Source organism: Pseudomonas sp. HOU2 (assembly GCF_040729435.1).
In the GTDB taxonomy this organism is placed as follows: domain Bacteria; phylum Pseudomonadota; class Gammaproteobacteria; order Pseudomonadales; family Pseudomonadaceae; genus Aquipseudomonas.
In genome coordinates this window covers 2509071-2527020 of sequence record NZ_CP160398.1, presented here as the reverse complement: position 1 = coordinate 2527020, position 17950 = coordinate 2509071, and the positions used below count along the sequence as shown (strand labels likewise).

Annotated in this window: 13 protein-coding genes; 9 read left to right on the top strand and 4 right to left on the bottom strand. The window is 62.5% G+C overall.

The genetic code is table 11. The features are described 5' to 3' along the window. Positions 1 to 5: 5 nt before the first annotated feature. The 4 genes from ABV589_RS11355 (at position 6) to ABV589_RS11340 (ending at position 2814) form a co-directional block, all read left to right on the top strand. Positions 6 to 743, top strand: coding sequence for a transporter substrate-binding domain-containing protein (locus ABV589_RS11355; RefSeq protein ID WP_367085881.1), 738 nt, complete (start codon positions 6 to 8; stop codon positions 741 to 743). A gap of 237 nt (positions 744 to 980) precedes the next feature. Beyond that, positions 981 to 1598 (top strand): GTP cyclohydrolase II, encoded by a 618-nt coding sequence (ribA, locus tag ABV589_RS11350; RefSeq protein WP_007968177.1) that lies wholly within the window; start codon positions 981 to 983, stop codon positions 1596 to 1598. Then, positions 1595 to 2014, top strand: coding sequence for an MFS transporter (locus ABV589_RS11345; RefSeq protein ID WP_367085880.1), 420 nt, complete (start codon positions 1595 to 1597; stop codon positions 2012 to 2014). Before ribA ends, ABV589_RS11345 begins: the two co-directional genes overlap by 4 nt. Continuing rightward, on the top strand, positions 2014 to 2814 hold the full coding sequence (locus ABV589_RS11340; RefSeq protein ID WP_367085879.1) for a cobalamin-binding protein: 801 nt from the start codon (positions 2014 to 2016) through the stop codon (positions 2812 to 2814). The genes ABV589_RS11345 and ABV589_RS11340 overlap by 1 nt, the downstream gene beginning before the upstream one ends. Before the next feature lie 113 nt (positions 2815 to 2927). Here ABV589_RS11340 and ABV589_RS11335 read toward each other — a convergent pair whose 3' ends face one another. From ABV589_RS11335 to ABV589_RS11320, 4 genes are all read right to left on the bottom strand, one after another. Further along, complete coding sequence (locus ABV589_RS11335) at positions 2928 to 4814, bottom strand: TonB-dependent receptor (protein WP_367085877.1); 1887 nt, start codon at positions 4812 to 4814, stop codon at positions 2928 to 2930. 154 nt (positions 4815 to 4968) lie between these two features. Further along, positions 4969 to 6867, bottom strand: coding sequence for a 1-deoxy-D-xylulose-5-phosphate synthase (gene dxs, locus ABV589_RS11330; RefSeq protein ID WP_367085876.1), 1899 nt, complete (start codon positions 6865 to 6867; stop codon positions 4969 to 4971). Positions 6868 to 6958: 91 nt separating this feature from the next. After that, entirely contained in the window at positions 6959 to 7846 is an 888-nt protein-coding gene (ispA, locus tag ABV589_RS11325; RefSeq protein ID WP_367085875.1) for a (2E,6E)-farnesyl diphosphate synthase, read from the bottom strand. Further along, positions 7843 to 8085 carry an exodeoxyribonuclease VII small subunit gene (locus tag ABV589_RS11320; protein WP_003228627.1) on the bottom strand — a complete coding sequence of 81 codons (243 nt, stop codon included), beginning with the start codon at positions 8083 to 8085 and terminating at the stop codon, positions 7843 to 7845. Before ABV589_RS11320 ends, ispA begins: the two co-directional genes overlap by 4 nt. A 494-nt stretch (positions 8086 to 8579) precedes the next feature. Here ABV589_RS11320 and ABV589_RS11315 point away from each other — a divergent pair, with 494 nt between their 5' ends. Genes ABV589_RS11315 through ABV589_RS11295 form a run of 5 tightly spaced genes read left to right on the top strand, consistent with a single transcriptional unit; the run spans position 8580 to position 17949 of the window. After that, entirely contained in the window at positions 8580 to 9371 is a 792-nt protein-coding gene (locus ABV589_RS11315) for a DUF2135 domain-containing protein (protein ID WP_367085874.1), read from the top strand. A gap of 38 nt (positions 9372 to 9409) precedes the next feature. Further along, positions 9410 to 11122: a DUF2138 domain-containing protein gene (locus ABV589_RS11310; RefSeq protein WP_367085872.1), complete on the top strand. Its 1713-nt coding sequence runs from the start codon at positions 9410 to 9412 to the stop codon at positions 11120 to 11122. Continuing rightward, the gene (locus tag ABV589_RS11305; RefSeq protein ID WP_367086191.1) at positions 11107 to 11757 is read left to right on the top strand and encodes a DUF1175 family protein; all 651 of its coding nucleotides are present in this window, start codon (positions 11107 to 11109) and stop codon (positions 11755 to 11757) included. The genes ABV589_RS11310 and ABV589_RS11305 overlap by 16 nt, the downstream gene beginning before the upstream one ends. Then, a complete protein-coding gene (locus ABV589_RS11300) occupies positions 11754 to 16328 on the top strand; it encodes an alpha-2-macroglobulin (protein ID WP_367085871.1) in 4575 nt (1524 codons plus the stop codon). The genes ABV589_RS11305 and ABV589_RS11300 overlap by 4 nt, the downstream gene beginning before the upstream one ends. 1 nt (position 16329) lies before the next feature. After that, a complete protein-coding gene (locus tag ABV589_RS11295; RefSeq protein ID WP_367085870.1) occupies positions 16330 to 17949 on the top strand; it encodes a DUF2300 domain-containing protein in 1620 nt (539 codons plus the stop codon). Position 17950 lies beyond the last annotated feature (1 nt).

The following is a 17950-nucleotide window of genomic DNA, read 5'->3' as shown; positions in this document are numbered from 1 at the left end:
TAAGGATGGCTCGACGCTGGCTGGCGCTGGTGTTTCTGACCCTGCTGGGCACTGTCGCCAGTGCGCAGGAAGTTGCGTCGACGCCCGCGGTCATCCATCTGGCCAGCGAAGACTGGGAAGACTACACCGCCGCCGACGGCCATGGCCTGGGCTGGGACGTGCTGCGCAAGGTGTTCGAGCCGGCCGGGGTGAAACTCGACATTCGCACCGAGCCTTACATGCGCTCCGTGGGCCTGGCCGAGCGCGGCGAAGTCGATGCCTGCGTCGGTTCGTATAAAAACGAGGCCAGCGAACTGCTATACCCGCGCTGGAACTTCGACACCGACCACATCTATGCCCTGGGCCTGGCGAGCAACCCGTCACCGACCCCGGAAACCCTCGGCAGCTATCGTCTGGCCTGGGTGCGCGGTTACGACTATCAGGATTATTTGCCCAATGTGCGCAACTACAATGAGGTCGTGCGACGTACCGGGATCCTGTCGATGCTCACCCATAATCGCGCTGACTATTACATCGATGCGCAAACCGAAATCGATTACGTGGTCGGCCGGGCCAAGGATCCGACGCAGTTTCGCAAGACCCACATCGCCGAATTGCCGCTGTACCTGTGCTTCGCCAACACACCGCAAGCGCGCACGCTGATGGCGCTGTTCGACCGGCGCATGGAGCAGTTGGTGAAGAGCGGCGAGCTGAAGCCGATTTTCGAGCAGTGGCAGCAACCGTATCCATTCGAGCCGAACTGACGCGCCCCCTGTAGGAGCTGCGGCACGCTGCGATCTTTTGATCTTGATCTTGAAAAAACGGATCAACAGATCGCAGCCTCGTTTCACTCGACAGCTCCTACGGGGACCGCTGTTGTGCGAGGAGTTATCAAACTTTTTGATCGTTATGCCCGACAATTCAGCCTAAGCGTCTGCAGGAACCTGCTGTTACAATGCCGGCCTGCGAATCTTCAGACTTTTTAGATCAGGAGCACACCGGTGCCTGTCGTTTTTGTCGCCGCTTCCAAGCTGCCAACGCCTTTTGCGCAATTCACCATGCACGGTTTTCTCGATGAAGCCACCGGCCGCGAGCACGTCGTGCTGAGCCTCGGTGAAATTGATGACGGTGCGCCGGTCCTCGGCCGGTTGCACTCCGAGTGTCTGACCGGTGACGCCCTGTTCAGTCAGCGCTGCGACTGCGGCTCGCAACTGGAAGCGGCGCTCAAGGCCATCGCCCGTGAAGGCCGTGGCGTGCTGCTCTACCTGCGCCAGGAAGGTCGCGGCATCGGTCTGCTGAACAAGATCCGTGCCTACGAGTTGCAGGACGGCGGCGCCGACACCGTTGAAGCCAACGAGCGTCTGGGCTTTGCCGCCGACCAGCGTGACTACGCCATGTGCCTGCCGATGCTCGAGCATCTGGGTGTGAAGTCGCTGCGTCTGATGACCAACAACCCGCGCAAGGTCAAAGCCCTGACCGACATGAACATCGTCGTCGCCGAGCGCGTGCCGCTGCACACCGGCCACAACCCGCACAACAAACTGTACCTGGCGACCAAGGCCAGCAAGCTCGACCACATGATGGGTAACGAGCATCAGGGCGAGGTCGACCGCGCGTGACTCGCGGTCAGGTGCGCCGCCGTCTGGCGGTCGACTGGTGGAAGTATCTGGCGTTGGCGCTGCTGCCGCTGTTCGTGCTCAACGCACTGTTCGGCCAATATGAAGCGTTTCTGCCGGTACTGACCATGCCGATGTTCATTGCCGGCGTGGCCTCGATGTTTGTCAGCCTGAAGTTTTTCGGTGGCTACAAACACGCCCTGATCGCCACCCAGAAAGCCCTCGATACGCCTGCCGAACCGGCGGCCTGGATCGCGCTTGCGGCCCAGCGTCGGATTGCGTTTCTCGCCGCATCATTGCCGGCCTGGATCGGAGCGCTGGCGGTGTTTGTCGGCCTCGAGGCCGTACCGCTGATGCTGCTGGCGCTGTCCACGGCCGTGCTGTTCTACCTCTACCGTATCCCGCGTCAACTCGGCTGATGCGCCGTCTGTGGCTGGCGGTTCTGCTGCTGGCCTGTGCCAGCCCGGTGCTGGCGACCCTGCGGGTGATCAGCCTCGCGCCTTCCCTATCTGAAATCGTTGTTGAGCTTGATTCGGCCGATCTGCTGGTGGGCGTGCTCGATGCTGGCGAGCGTCCAGCCGCGCTCAAGGATGTCCCGTCAGTGGGGCGCTATGGTCAGTTGGACATGGAGCGCCTGCTCAGTTTGAAGCCCGATTTGCTGCTGTTGTGGCCCGGCAGTGTTGGCCCGGCGCAACGCGATCAGCTCAAACGCCTGAACATCCCGACATTCGTTGCTGAACCGCGCAGTCTCGAACAACTCTCTGCACAGATCGAAGCCATCGCCGCACGACTCGATCGGCCTGAGCGCGGGGTGAAACTGGCGGCGGATTTGCGCAAAAAACTCGATGACCTGCGCCAGCGCTATCGCCGGGATACGCCGCTGACAGTGTTCTATCAGGTCTGGGACAAGCCGTTGTACACCGTCGGTGGCGGGCAGATCATCAGCGATGCGCTCGAAGTCTGTGGCGCGCGCAATGTGTTTGCCGACCTGAGGTTGCCGGCGCCACAGGTGAGTATCGAAGCGGTGTTGCAGCGTGATCCACAGGTGATTCTGGCCGGTGAGCAGGCTCAGCTCGATGCATGGAAAGCCTGGCCGCAGGTTGATGCGGTGAGGAGAGGGCAGTTGCTGTTGGTCACGGATAAAGGCCTGGAACGCCCAAGCGGCCAAATGATCGAGGCCACCGCCAAACTCTGCCAACTCATCCAGCCACACCGCTGACCCCTGTAGGAGCTGCTGAAGGCTGCGATCTTTTGATCTTGCTTTCGGCTGGCTTGGAGTCGCTGAGGATCAAGATCAAAAGATCGCAGCCTTCGGCAGCTCCTACAGGGAGTTCAGTTGAGTTCCGGGGTCCAGGTGACGCCAAACATCCAGGCCCGACCTTCCTCGCGATAGCCATACTGGCTGCCGTCATAGCTGTAATTCGCCCGGCTGTAGCCTTTGTCGAAAACGTTATCGACCTTCAGATCCAGTTTGATCTCGCGGTTCAGCGCCCAGCTGCTGCGCAGTCCAAACGTGCCGTAGCCACCCAGCGGCTGGGTATTGTTCAGGTCGTCGTAACTGCTGCTGACCAACTGCCAGCTCGCGCCGACGCCCAGTCGATCAAACTGTCGATCCAGATCCCAACTGACTGTACGCCGCGCACGTCGGGCCAGGGTGTGCCCGGTCTCGCGATCACGCGGGTCGATAATCGCCACACCAAGGTTGCTTTGCCAGCCGAACAGTTCCTGCTTCAGCGCCGCTTCAAAGCCATTGATCCGCGCCGAAGCCACGTTCTCCGGGCGTGAGTTGCTGCCGAAGATAATCGCGTCTTGCAGATCCGTGCGGTAAATCGATGCCTCCAGCCGACTGCTATCGCTCAACTGACTGCGCCATTGCAGCTCATAGCTTTTCGAGGTTTCCGGCTTCAGATACGGGTTGCTGAAGTCCGGGTAGTACAGGTCGTTGAAGGTCGGCGCGCGGAAGCCTTCGCTGTAGCTCAGCAACAGATCGTTGTCGGGGTTCAGTGGCAGGGTAAAAGTGCCGCTCCAGGTGTTCTGGCTGCCGAACTGCTGGTTGTCGTCATGACGCAGACCCAGTTCCGTGGAGAAACTGTCGGCCTGATAACGATGCTGGATGAACGCGGCGCGGTTCCAGCGGCTGTCCTCGTTGAACGCGGTGCTGCTGTTGACCCGGTCTTCGTACCAGTCGCCGCCGAGGATCAGGCTGTTGCGCGCATCCAGAGTCAGGTCGTTCTGCCAGTTCACCGAGTCGCGATAAGTGTTGAACACCGTGCGTTCGTCGCTGAGCTTGTCGAAGGTTTTTTCGCGGTTCTCGGTATGACCGAGTTCGACGCGGGTTTTCCAGGTTTCGTTGACCCGCGCATCCATGTAGCTGCTGATACTGCTGACGTTGAAGTCGCTGTAAGGCTGTTGCTGCACCGAATCGAAAGTGGTCGGGTCGAAACGGCCGAACGGGTTGTCGAACTCGCTTTTGCCGCGGTTATCCAGCAGGTTGGCGCCGACTTCGATGTCATCGGTCAGCGCATGGCTGAGGCTCAGACTGACGGATTTATTGCGATAGGCATCGTGATCGCTGTCGCTCGGGTACGACTCGTGGGTACGGTCGATACCGGCGGTGTCATCGAGGCTGGCGCCGAGGTTGAAGCGGGTTTTGTCATCGCCGCCGGAAAGGCCGAAGCTGCGTTCCCAGGTCTGGTTGCTGCCGAAACCGACATGCAGGCGTGGTTGCAGGCCTTGTTCGTTACCGCGCCGGGTGAAGATCTGAATCACCCCGCCAATCGCGTCGCTGCCGTAAATCACCGAGCGCGAACCGCGCAGCACTTCGACGCGTTCAATCTGGTCGATGTTCAGGTGCTGCAGGTTGCTGTCGCCGGAGGTCGAACTGCCGATGCGCTGGCCATCGACCAGCACCAGACTCTGCGCCGACTGCGTGCCGCGAATGTAGATCCCCGGCAGACTGCCGCGCCCGCCGGTCTGCGCCACCTGCACACCCGGCACCCTTTGCAGCAGATCGGTAACGCTGCCCGGTTGCAGGCGGTCGATGTCTTCGCGGGTGAATACAGTGTTGGCGGCGCTGCTGTCGTTGCGCGCTTCGACCTGACGGTTGGCGCTGATCAGCGTGTCGGGCAGTTTCAGGGCTTCGTCGCGTTCGAAGGTGTCGGCGAGGGCGCTGGCGGCTGGCAGCAGGAGGAAGGGCAGGGCGAGGCGCGAGAGGTTCATCGGTATTCCGTTGGTATTTCTGGTGTGCACAAAATTTCTAGCGACACAAAACACTGTGGGAGCGGGCTTGCCCGCGATGGCGTCGGTACATCCAACATCAATGTTGACTGTGCCGACCTCATCGCGGGCAAGCCCGCTCCCACAGGGATGGTGATTACTTGTTAAGCAGAGTCAGGCGCTCACACACCGCCGCTTCGATTCCCGCTTCATCCAGCCCGCACTCGGCCAGCATCTGCGCCGGTTTGGCGTGCTCGACGTAAATGTCCGGCAAGCCCAGGTGCAGCATCGACTTGAGGATGTTCTCCCGCGCCAGGAATTCGCTGACCGCGCCACCGGCGCCGCCCATGATCGCGTTCTCTTCGATCGTCACCAGCAACTCGTGGCTACCGGCGATCTCGCGTACCAGCGCTTCATCCAGCGGCTTGACGAAGCGCATGTCGACCACGGTCGCATCCAGCTTCTCGGCGACTTTCAGCGCTTCGCTCAGTTGCACGCCGAACACCAGCAGGGCGACTTTGCCGCCCTGACGACGGATGATGCCCTTGCCGATTTCGATCGGCTCGAGATCCTTGTCGATGGTCGCATTCGGGCCGGTGCCGCGCGGGTAGCGCACCGCCGCCGGGCCGTTGTACAGGTGGCCGGTGGTGAGCATTTTGCGCAATTCGTTTTCATCGCTCGGGGTCATGATGACCATGCCCGGAATGCAGCGCAGGTACGAGAGGTCGAAGCTGCCGGCGTGAGTCGGGCCGTCTTCGCCCACCAGACCGGCGCGGTCGATGGCGAACAGCACGTCGAGGTTCTGCACCGCCACGTCATGCACCAACTGGTCGTAGCCGCGTTGCAGGAACGTCGAGTAGATCGCCACCACCGGTTTGGCGCCTTCGCAGGCCATGCCGGCGGCGAACGTCACCGCGTGCTGTTCGGCAATCGCCACGTCGAAGTAGCGCAGCGGGAAGCGTTCGCTGAACGCCACCAGGTCCGAGCCTTCCTTCATCGCGGGGGTAATGCCCACCAAGCGCGGGTCAGCTGCCGCCATGTCGCACAGCCATTCGCCGAACACCGCCGAATACTTCGGCCCGCTGGCCTTTTTCGGCGCGGCGGCCGGGGCGTCGAGCGGTTCGAGTTTGGTGATGGCGTGGTAACCGATCGGGTCGACTTCCGCCGGGGCGAAGCCTTTGCCTTTCTTGGTGACGATGTGCAGGAACTGCGGGCCTTTCAGATCGCGCATGTTGCGCAGGGTGGCGATCAGGGTCGGCAGGTCGTGGCCATCGATCGGGCCGATGTAGTTCCAGCCCAGCTCTTCGAACAGGGTGCCGGGGACCAGCATGCCTTTGGCGTATTCTTCGGTGCGCCGGGCGATTTCCCAGGCGCCGGGCAGGCGCGACAGGACTTTCTTGCTGCCCTCGCGCATGCTCGCGTAGGTGCGGCTGGAAAGAATCTTCGCCAGATAATTGGACAGGCCACCGACGTTGCGCGAGATCGACATGTCGTTGTCGTTGAGGATCACCAGCATGTTGGCGTTGACTTCCGGCGCGTGATTCAGCGCCTCGAAGGCCATGCCGGCGGTCAGCGCGCCGTCGCCGATCACCGCAATCGCCTTGCGATCGCTGTCTTGCAGGCGGGCGGCAATCGCCATACCCAGCGCGGCGCTGATCGAGGTGCTGGAGTGGCCGACGCCAAAGGTGTCGTACTCGCTCTCGGCGCGACGCGGGAAGGCGGCGATGCCGTCCTTCTGGCGCAGGGTTTCCATGCGCTGGCGACGACCGGTGAGGATCTTGTGCGGATACGCCTGATGACCGACGTCCCACACCAGCCGGTCATCCGGGGTGTCGAAGACGTAATGCAACGCGATGGTCAGCTCGATGACGCCCAGTCCGGCACCGAAATGCCCACCGGTCTGGCCGACCGTGTAGAGCAATTCCAGGCGCAACTCATCGGCCAGGGTTTCCAGCTCGGCTTCGCCTAACCGGCGCAGGCCGTCCGGCGTGTTCGCGCGGTCGAGCAGGGGCGTGGTCGGGCGCTTGCGGGGAATCTCATGAAACGTCGTGGGCATCAGGCGAATCGTTATAGGTATAAAAGATGCGGCAGTTTACCTGATGCATCGCCCCCTGCCCACGCGTTGGTCTTTTTTGGCAGGTTGGCGTTCAGTTGCGCCGCTCGACGATATACCGGGCCAGGTCGCGCAAAGGCTCGGCTGCCGCGTCAAACGGTCGCAGCGCGTGCAGGGCCTGATCGCGCAGTTCCAGAGCGTAGACCTTGGCCGCGTCCAGCCCCAGCAGGGCCGGGTAGGTCGGTTTGTCGCGAGCGATGTCGGCGCCCTGGCGTTTACCGAGGGTTTCGGTATCGCTTTCGACGTCGAGAATGTCGTCCTGCACCTGGAAGGCCAGACCGATGGCCTGTGCATAAGTCTGCAGGGCTTTGAGTTGATCCTGCTCGGCGCGGCCGCTGGCCAGGGCGCCGAGCTTGACGCTGACTTCGATCAACGCGCCGGTCTTGTGCCGGTGCATTTGCTCCAGCGCTTGCTGATCCAGCTTCAGGCCGACCGAGCCGAGGTCGATGGCCTGACCGCCGACCATGCCTGCCGGGCCGGCCGCGTGCGCCAGCGCCGTGACCTGTTGCAGACGGATGTCAGCGTCGAGGTTGCTCAGACGCGGGTCGAGCAGGGCGCTGAAGGCCAGGCTCTGCAAGCCGTCACCGGCGAGAATCGCGCAGGCTTCGTCGAATTTCTTGTGGGTGGTGGGCTGGCCGCGACGCAGATCGTCGTCGTCCATCGCCGGCAAATCGTCGTGCACCAGCGAATAGGCGTGGATCAGCTCCACCGCGCAGGCCGCGCCGTTGGCTTGCTCAGCCTTGCCGCCCAGCGCTTCGCACGCGGCGTAGGCCAGCAGCGGACGCACGCGTTTGCCGCCGATCATCACGCTGTAGTGCATCGCCTCATACAGGCGCGACAGCTCCGGCAGCGGTGCCTTGAAGAGCATTTCCAGTGCCGCATTGACCCGCGCCTGGCTGGTCGCCGAATACGCTGCAATCATTCTGGCTGTTCCGCGTCGAAGGGTTCCTCGGCGAGTTCGCCATCGCGCTCCAGCAGCACTTGCACCTTCTGCTCGGCCTGGGCCAGCGCTGCCTGGCAGTCACGGGTCAGACCGATGCCCTGCTCGAAAGCGGTCAGCGAGTCTTCCAGCGACAATTCACCGTTCTCCAGACGCTCGACCAGTGTTTGCAGGTCGGCGAGGGACTGTTCGAAATCCAGTGCAGCTTTTTTGCGGGCCATGGCGGCGATTTCCGGTTGACGTTAAACCGGCGCGACACTAGCAGATAGGGGGTTTATGGGCAAATGAGCCTCCCCGGACGACTCCATTTTACTGTGGCGAGGGAGCTTGCTCCCGCTGGGTTGCGCAGCGACCCCAGAACCCGCCACCGCAGTTATTCAGGCAAATTGCATGGACCGGTTTGGGCCTGCTGCGCAGTCCAGCGGGAGCAAGCTCCCTCGCCACAGGATTTGTGGTGATTCATACAGGTTGGAGCTTATTCGGCTCATTTTGTGAGCCGAATAACGCTTCTATTCGGCTCACGCCCAACACCCCTGCGTGATTCTCGCCGCAAATCCAGATGTATCCGATTGTTAAAAAACTGCCGAATCGCTAATCTTCGCGCCTTCTACGACCCGCTAGTCACGGGGTCTTTCAGACGAAACGCAGTTTCCACCGCTGTGAAGTACCGAGGATCGGGTGCAAGGTTTCGTTCAGGCATGGCAGGAGGCATTACATGCGTTCATTTCTTTGGCTGCTGATCGGCTTGGCCTGCGCGCCTGCGCTGCGGGCGGCCCCGACTGCCGAGCTGTCGGAACCGTCCGGCGGCTGGCGCTATAACGGTCTGCTTGATCGCAGTGAAAACCCGCAAGTTGCTTATCCGACGCCGCCGATCGACCGCGGCATCCAGCGCAATCGCACGATGATCCAGGGCCAGCTCAAGGCCATCGGCAATCAGCGCGGGCCGCATACGCTGGCGGTCAACGGCAATCCATTGAATCTGTACACCGACGATGACGGGCGGTTCGCCCGGCCCTATGCGTTCGGCGCCGGCTCCAACAGTGTCGAAGTGCGCAGCGCCGAGGGCCAGTCGCTCAAGCGTGTGCAGTTCTATGAAGCGAATAACCTGCGCACCCCGGCGAAGATCCGCGTGGTGCTCGGCTGGGACGATCCCAAAGCCGAACTCGATCTGCACATCATTACGCCCGACGGCCAGCATGCGTTCTTCGCCCACACGGCGTTGACCAACGGCGGCGGTCTGGACCCGGACGGTGTCGACGGCCCCGGCCCGGAAATGTTCACCATGACCGCGCCGCTGCATGGCACTTATCTGGTTTACGTCAACTATTGGGGCAACTTCGGCGACGGCGGCTATAACTTCGAGGAGGCCAGCAATCAGAACGAGGTCATCACCTCGCAAATCACGCTGGTGCTCAACGAAAACACGATCGACGAAAAACGCGAAACATTCATCGTGCCCCTGCGGGCGATCGGTGATCTGCTGCTGGTCAAGACTTTCAACTATTAAGCATCCCGCTCCACGGATGAACTTCGGGTTTTGTGAACATGAGTGATAACGCTGCTTCTCCGGTCGTCCCGACACCTGCCGGCCAACCTTCCCGGCGCTGGCCAGCGCTGCTGATCGGCCTGGTCCTGGTGGCCGGGGTGGCCGGTGGTCTCGGCTGGCTGCTGCACAAGCCCAAGGTGCCGGCGGCGGCATTGGCCAGTGACAAACTCGGCCTGAGTCGTCCGGATGCGCTGCTGGAAACCCGCTCCCTGAGCCAGTTGCCCAAGGACCTGCTGACGGTGCCGTTTCTCAAGGCCACGCTCACCGAAGATTTCGTCTTCTATTACGAAACCCACGCCGACCGCCTGGGGCTGATCGGCAGCCTGCGGCGGATCATCTACGAACACGACCTGAAGCTGCAGGACAGCCTGATCGAGCAGCTTTTCGATCAACCCGCCGACGTCGCGTTGTGGCGCGGTGCCGATGGCCGGCTAAAGGATTTTCTGTTGGTGATGGATCGCGGCGGCTTGGCGAAGCTGCTCGAACCGCTGGCGAAAGTGGCGCTGGACGATTCGCAGCTCAGCGTGTTCGGCAGCCTCAAGGTCGGCGGTGACGAAGTGCCGCTGTACCAGCTCAGCTACAACGCCAGCAAATCGCTGCTGTTCGCGTCGCGCGGCGACAAGCTGGTGGTGCTGTCCAACCCGAACAAGTATTACGACCCGGCCAACGGTGAATCGGAAGAGTCCGGACACGTCTCGCCGCAGGCGCTGGCCGCGCTGCTCAACGGCGACAAACTGTTCCCCGAGGCTTTCGGTCTGCCCGCGAAGGCGCCGGAAATCAAACAGCGTCTGTCGGTCAATTCCAGCGTCCTTGCGATGGGCTATCAGCGCTTCATCCCGAACTTCGCCGGGCTGCGTTTCGACATGGACGACAAGGGCTGGCACAGCTATCTCGCCATGGATGAACTGGATAACCAGCCGGACTTCGATTTCAAACCGGTGTGGCAAGCCATGCCGCTGGGCGCCAGTGCCTGCGTGACCCTGCCGGTGGCGGCTGAACCGCAGAAACCGCTGCTGGTGAAACTCGGTGCCGACGAAGCGGTGGCGCAGAAACTCACCGAGCACGTGGCCGGCGCAGCGGGCCTGTGCTGGTACGCCGATTCACGGTTGTACACGCCGTTGCTGGTCGCCAGCCTGAAGGACGAGGACAGCAGCAAGCTCGATGGCGACCTGGGCACGCTGTTCGGTTCGATGGTTGGCGCCTACGAGACGAATGTCGACGAACACGCGTTCCCGGTGGTCGAGAAACAGGAAGGTCAGAGCCATGTCTGGCAGCGTCAGGTCAGCTCCAATTTCGGCCCCTACGCAGCGAAGACTGCCGAGAATCCGGACGCGATCAGCGGCCGCGCCTTCATGAAAGTCAGCCTCGCCCGCCACGGTTCGACGCTGCTGTTTTCCCTCGACGACAAACTGGTCGACAAGGCCCTCGGGACCCTCGATAAACGCTTCCCGCCGATGGCCGACGTGCTGCCCAAAGACGTGCTGATGCCGATCTACTTCGGCCCGGATTCGATGGCGCAACTGATGCAGCAGGAAACCCTCGACAGCCTGCCGCAGGACATGGAGCCGGTGTTCTACAACGCCGCGCAAACCTACCTGATTCCGAAACTGCGCACCCTCGGCGGTTATGGCAAATACGCCCTGACCCTGCCGGAAGGCAGCGAGCCTGACGGCCACTGGCAATGGCTGCCGCTGGAATGGAAAGCGCTGTGACGGCATTGATCCGCAGCCTCGGCTTGCTCGCGCTGCTGCTCAGCGCCGGTGCCCGAGCGGTTGAAGCACCGGCGCTGGATCCGGCGCAGTCCCAGGTGTTCCGCGCCTGGTTCGTGCGCATCGCTCAGGAGCAACTGAGCCAGGGCCCGAGCCCGCGCTGGTATCAGCAGGACTGCGCAGGCCTTGTGCGTTTCGCCGCCAACGAAGCGCTGAAAATCCACGACGACAAATGGCTGCGCAGCAATGGCCTGTCCAATCGCTACCTGCCGCCGGAGCTGACGCTCAGCGATGAGCAGCGCAAGCTCGCCCAGCAATGGCAGCAGGGCGGCGGCAAGGTCGGGCCGTACGTCAACGCGATCAAACTGATTCAGTTCAACAGCCAACTGGTCAGCCGCGACGTGTCCCAGGCACGCCCCGGTGACCTGATGTTTTTCGATCAGGGCGACGACCAGCACCTGATGATCTGGATGGGCCGCTACATCGCCTATCACACCGGCACGACCACCCCCACTGACAACGGCATGCGTTCGGCAAGCCTGCAGCAACTCATGACATGGAAGGACACCCGATGGATACCCGACGCAGCCAACCCCAACTTCATCGGCGTCTATCGACTGAACTTTCTCTCCCAATGACCGGTGCCCGCATGCTGCGACTCTGCGCTCGAATTCCTCTGCTGCTGGCGCTGTTGCTGCCACTGGCGACCGTCAACGCTGAAGATTCGGTGGAGCCGAGCGGCTACACGCCGGTCTCTGGTGAAAGCTTCTTCCTGCTGGCCGACAGCAGTTTCGCCGCCGACGAGCAGGCGATGGTGCGTCTCGAAGCCCCCGGTCGCGACTACCGCCGCTTCCGCATGGAACCCTATGGCGGTGCCGACATTCGCGTATACCGCATCGACAAACCGCTGGATTTCCTCAAGCGCCAAAAGAACCTGCACCGCGTGGTCAGCGACGGCCAGTTCAAGGGCGAAGGCCTGTCCAACACCCTCGCGTACCTGTGGGACAACTGGTACCGCAAATCGCGGCGGGTGATGCAGCGTGCGTTCTCCTACGAGTCGCGCAAGCAGGTCACCGAGGAAGTGCCGGAACTGAAGATGGGCAACGCCATCGCCGCGCCGACGCCGTACGACGCGCAGCCGCAATTCGCCTTGATCCCGGGCCTGCCGGTGGTCAGCCAGTTCCGTTATCCGCTGTGGCAGGCCAAACCGATTCAGCCACCGGCCGGGGTCAATCTGGCCGGGTCTTCCAGCGAGTTCGTCAGCGTTGCGCCGGGTAACGTGTACATCCCGTTGGGCAACCTGAAACCGGGCCTGTATCTGGTCGAAGCGCTGATCGGCAAGTACCGCGCGACCACCATGGTTTTCGTCTCCAACACCGTGGCGGTGAGCAAGATTGCCGGCGATGAACTGCTGGTCTGGGCCGCGCGCAAACACGAAGGCAGTTCGGTGCCGAAGGTCAATGTGCTTTGGACTGACGGCCTCGGCGTGATGAGCAGCGGTGCCACCGATGCCGATGGTTTGCTGCGTCTGAAACACGTCAGCCCCGAGCGTTCGTTCGTCATTGGCGAGGACGAAGAGGGCGGGGTGTTCGTCTCGGAAAACTTCTATTACGACAGCGAAATCTACGACACCAAACTCTATGCGTTCACCGACCGACCGCTGTATCGCCCGGGGGATTGGGTGTCGCTGAAGATCGTCGGTCGCGAGTTCAAGAATGCGCGGGATTCGGTATTGCCGGGCGCTGCTGACGTCAACGTCAGTGTGCTTGATGCCACTGGCACCGAGCTGCAACGCCTCGACCTGAAACTCGATTCCAAGGCCGGCACTCAGGGCCGTTTCCAGTTGCCGGACAACGCCGTAGCCGGTGGTTACGAGATCCGTTTCAGCTACAAGGATCAGGCCTACAGCAGCGCCTTCCGCGTGGCTGAATACATCAAGCCGCACTTCGAGATTTCGCTGAATCTGGCCAAGCAGGATTACCGCACCGGCGAGCCGGTGAAGGGCAGTCTGGTGCTGCTGTACCCGGACGGCAAACCGGTGGCCAACGCCAAACTGAGCCTGAGCCTGCGCGCCCAGCAACTGTCGATGGTCGACAACGAGCTGCAATACCTCGGGCAATTCCCGGTGGAGTTGACCAGCACTGAACTGACCACCGACAGCAAGGGCAACGCGACCCTCGACCTGCCGGCCGCCGACAAACCGAGCCGCTACATGCTCACCGTGTTTGCCAGCGACGGCGCGGCGTATCGGGTCAAGACCACCAAGGAAATCCTCATCGACCGTGGCGCTGCAAGCTTCCGTCTGAGCGCGCCGCAACGTTTCAGCGCGGTCAACGATAAGGTCGCGTTCAGCTACGCCAACGAGGGCGGCAGCGAGCAGAGCAAAGCCGTGACCCCGAGCAGCTACGGCTGGGTGCGTCTGGAAGACCAGAGCACCGGTGAAGGCAAACTGGCGGCGACGGACAAGAGCTTCAGCATCGCTTTCGAACGTCCGGGCACTTACAACCTGACGCTGAAGGATCAGCACGGTCGCGTCCTCGGCGCCACCGGCCATTCGGTCACCGGTGACGGTGTCAAAGCAGTGCCGGGCACCGTGGAAATCGTCCTCGACAAGCCCGAGTACAAGGCCGGCGATGAAGCGCTGGCACTGATCACCTTCCCGGAGCCGGTCAGCGATGCGCTGTTGTCGCTGGAGCGCGACAAGGTCGAAGCCACCGCGCTGCTGGCCAAGGGCGGCGACTGGCTGAAACTGGAAAAACTCAGCGACACCCAATACCGCGCGCGCATTCCGGTAAAGGACAATTTCGCGCCGAACCTGACCTTCTCGGTGCTGTACACCAAGGGCGGCCAGTACAGCTTCCAGAACGCCGGGATCAAGGTGATCGCGCCGCAAATCGACGTGGCGATCAGCACCGACAAAGCGGTGTATCTGCCGGGCGATACCGTGACCGTTGACCTGACCACGCAGTTCGCCGGCAAAGCGATGCCGGCGCACCTGACCGTCAGCGTCGTCGATGAAATGGTCTATGCGCTGCAACCGGAAGTCGCGCCGACCATCGACCAGTTCTTCTACCATCCACGGCGCAATAACGTGCGCACCAGCGCCAGCCTGTCATTCATCAGTTATGACGTGGCGTTGCCGGGCAGCCCCGGCGCACCGGGCAAGGCCAACCGCAGCGAACGTGGGGTGAAAGTGCTGGAGCGTCCGCGTCGCGAAGACGTCGACACCGCCGCATGGCAGCCAGAGTTGTTGACCGGTGCTGACGGCAAAACCCGCTTCACCTTCAAGATGCCGGACTCGCTGACCCGCTGGCGCATCACTGCGCGGGCGATTGCCGACGACGGTCAGGTCGGGCAGAAGAAACAGTTCGTCCGTTCGGAAAAACCGCTGTACCTGAAGTGGAGCGGGCCGAGCAAATTCCGCAAGGGCGATCAGCCGCAACTCGGTGTATTCGCTTTCAGTCAGGCTGAAAAACCGGTCAAGGCTGAACTGGTCACCCATTACGCGGGCGCCGAACAACGCCTGCCGGTAACCCTGAACAACGGCATCAACTACGTGCCGCTGCCCGCGTTTACCCTGGCGACCGGTGAGTGGACAGCGGAGCTGGTGCAGGATGGTAAAACCGCGGACTCTCTCGCTGCGCGCCTGATCGCCACCGGCGACGGCTGGCAAGTGACGCAAACCCAGAGCCTCGACGTCGCCAGCGGCGATACCCCGTTGAGTCTGCCGGCCGACGCCACCAACATTCGCCTGCGTCTGGATGACAGCCCGCAAGCGCTGTTCCGTTCCGCCCTCGATGATCTGCTGAGCTATCCGTACGGTGGCGTCGAGCAGACCGCCAGCCGCTTGCTGCCGTTGAGCATCGCTTATCCGTCGCTGGCATCGAGCCCGCAGATCCGCGATCGCCTGCGCCTGATCATGCAGAACAGCCGTCTGCGTCTGGTGCAAATGGCCGGGCCGTCGGCGAGCTTCACCTGGTGGGGCTTCGACGGCGAGCCGGACGCGTTCCTCACCGCTTACGCCTACTACGCCGACTGGAACGCCAGTCAGGTGCTGGAACTGACCTTGCCGCCGGAGCATTGGCAGCGAGTGCTGGAGGTCTACGCCAAGCAAGCGCCGAACACGCCGTTACTGCAGCGGGCGCTGATCCTGTCGTTCGCCAAACAGATGCATTTGCCGGTGAACACCTTGCTCAGCGGTTTGATGGACGATCTGGCGAAGGCCGGTGAGGGCAATGCCGAAACCCTGATGGACGACGGCGAAGACAGCCTGGTGATGAGCGATCCGGATTCGGCGCTCGGTCTGGCGGCGGCGCGGGTGTTGACCGCGGCGTTGGCCACGCAGTCGAAGGTCGCGTTGCCGGAGGCATTCAATCGTCAGGTCGGCGCCGCGCAACAGCGTCTGGCAGTCAGCTCGCAGCCGTTTGCCGAAGCGCTGAACCTATCGCTGCAAGCGTTCGATCAGACCCGCGCGACGGCGTTGCTGCAACGTCTGCTGCCACAGCAATCGACCCTCGAACGTGCGCTGGCGCTGAGTTGGTTGCAACGCAGCATCGCCCAGGCCTCGCCGACCATCGCGCTGATGCCGGGTGAAGGCTGGAAGAAAAACTACGGCGCGACCGGTGAAATGTTCTGGACCTGGCAGGGTGCGACACCGGTGCCGAGCGTGTTGTCGGTGTCCGGCATTCAGGAGCGTCCGCTGCGGGCGGCGTTGAGCTTCCAGACCCAGCAACCAGCGGTCGATCCAATGGCCGTGACCATCACCCGGCGCCTGTCGCGACTGGTGCCGGGCGACGAAGCGTTCACTTTCAAACTGGAGCCGGTCGGCAGCAAACCGCTGTCCAGCGACAGCCTGTACCTGGACGAAGTGATTCTCACCAGCAAGGCACCGAAACCGCTGCGCTACGGCATGCTCGAAGTGCCGTTGCCACCGGGCGCCGATGTCGAGCGCACCACTTGGGGCATCAAGTTGCAGGGCAAGGACGGCACTGAACCGACCGCGCTGGAGAAGGCGCGCTTCGAGCCGGGGCAACTGGCCTACGCGGTGCCGGTGGATGCGCTGAGCGGCGAATTGCGTCTGCGCCATCTGGTGCGTTTCTCGCAGAAGGGTCAGTTCAACCTGCCGCCGGTGCGTTTCACTCAGGTGTACGCGCCGCAGCATCAGGCTCAGGAAGCGAAAGCCGCCCTCGGTCAGGTCACGGTCAACTGACATGAACCGGCCGCTGCTATGGCTGCTGATGTGTGTGATGCCTGCGCTGGCGACGGCGCAGGATGAGCCGTTGCGGCTGGCGTACAAGGGCGAGTTGCTGGCGTTGAATCACACGCAACTGATCGCTCGCGAGCCATTGCCGCCGACGCTGGATACGCCGCTGGGCAGTCTGTGGAAATTGTTCGTGTATGCGTGGCTGGTAGATACCGGTGCGCGCGAGCCGGCGTATGAATGTCGCGGGCAGTCGAAGGAGGAGGTTTATTGCTGCTCGGCGGGTGGCAGGATCGAGCGTGATCAGGCGTTGGTGAAGTCCTGCGGCTTGTACTTCGAGCCGGCGCGGTTGGGCATTGCTGCTGCCGATTGGCGCACGTATTGGCAGGCGCGGCAGGCGCCTTCGTGGTTGCTGGATTTGCCAACCGTGCAACCGGCCACGCGGGTTTCCGTGGCTGACTTGCTGAGGGTGTTGTCGTTGCTGCCGGCGCAGGAGCAGATGCGCCGCGTGTTGCTCGACGTCGTGCTGAATGCGGCGGACGGTAATGTCGTCGGTGAACTCGGTGGGCGTTTGCGAGTGAAAACCTGGAGCTGGCTCGGTGATCAGGATCCGCAGTCGCGGCAGGGCGGGTTTGCCGGATGGACGGCGGACGGCTCGCCGATCTGGGCCGGTGGGCGCGGCACCAGTCAGATGGTCTTGCGCCATTACGGACAGGCACTGGCGACGGTGTTGCCAGCGACGTGGCCGGCGGAGGCGGGGCGTTGTGTCGAAGTCGGACTGTTCTCGCGCTATCCGCTGATGCGGGTTCTGGCTGGCGAGCGGGTGGTGACTTCTGGCCCATTGCAAGGCGACTACCGCGTCGAATTTGCCAACGGTAACGCGCTGGATATCCACAGCGCCGGCGAATTGTTTCTGCTCAACGATAAACTGGTTGCACGGCTCGATCGCGAAGAATACGTCGCCCGTGTGCTTGAGCGCGAAGCCAAATCCGAACCTGCCGAAGCTGCCAAGGCACTGGCCGTGGCGATCCGCACCTATCTGCTGCAAAACGCCACGCGCAACGGCGATTGCCTGAGCATCGACGACAGCAGCAACCGTCAGCGCGTCGCCCCGCGCCCGGCCTCCGCCGAGTCGCGCAACATCGCGGCGTGGACCGCGGATCTGGTGCTGGCCGGCAGCACCGTCACCTATCACTCCGACCAACCCGGCCCGGACAAACTCGCCTGGCAACAAGCCGTAGAACAGGCCAACGCCGGCCAGCGCTACGACGCGATTCTGCTGCACGCCTATCCGCGCGCGAGCCTCAGCCGTTGGGACAACCCGGTGGCCTCCTGCGAAGCGTTGCCCGCCGCGCAAGACTGGCTGCAAAAGCAGCGTCGCGGCTGGCGTCCGACGCTGGAAAGCGAAACCGGCTACAACGAAGTCAGCACGTTCGCCGTGTGCAAACTGGCGTTCGGCCGCCCGTTCGTTGATCGCGAACGCCAGCGCATTTATGTGCGCGGCGTGCTGACTTTGCAGGATCGCCTCGACCTGACTCACGAATACCTGCACCTGGCCTTTGAAGCACATCCCAATGGCCAGGATGAAACCTACATCGAAGGGCTCGCCCGTCACCTCTTGCTGGAATAGA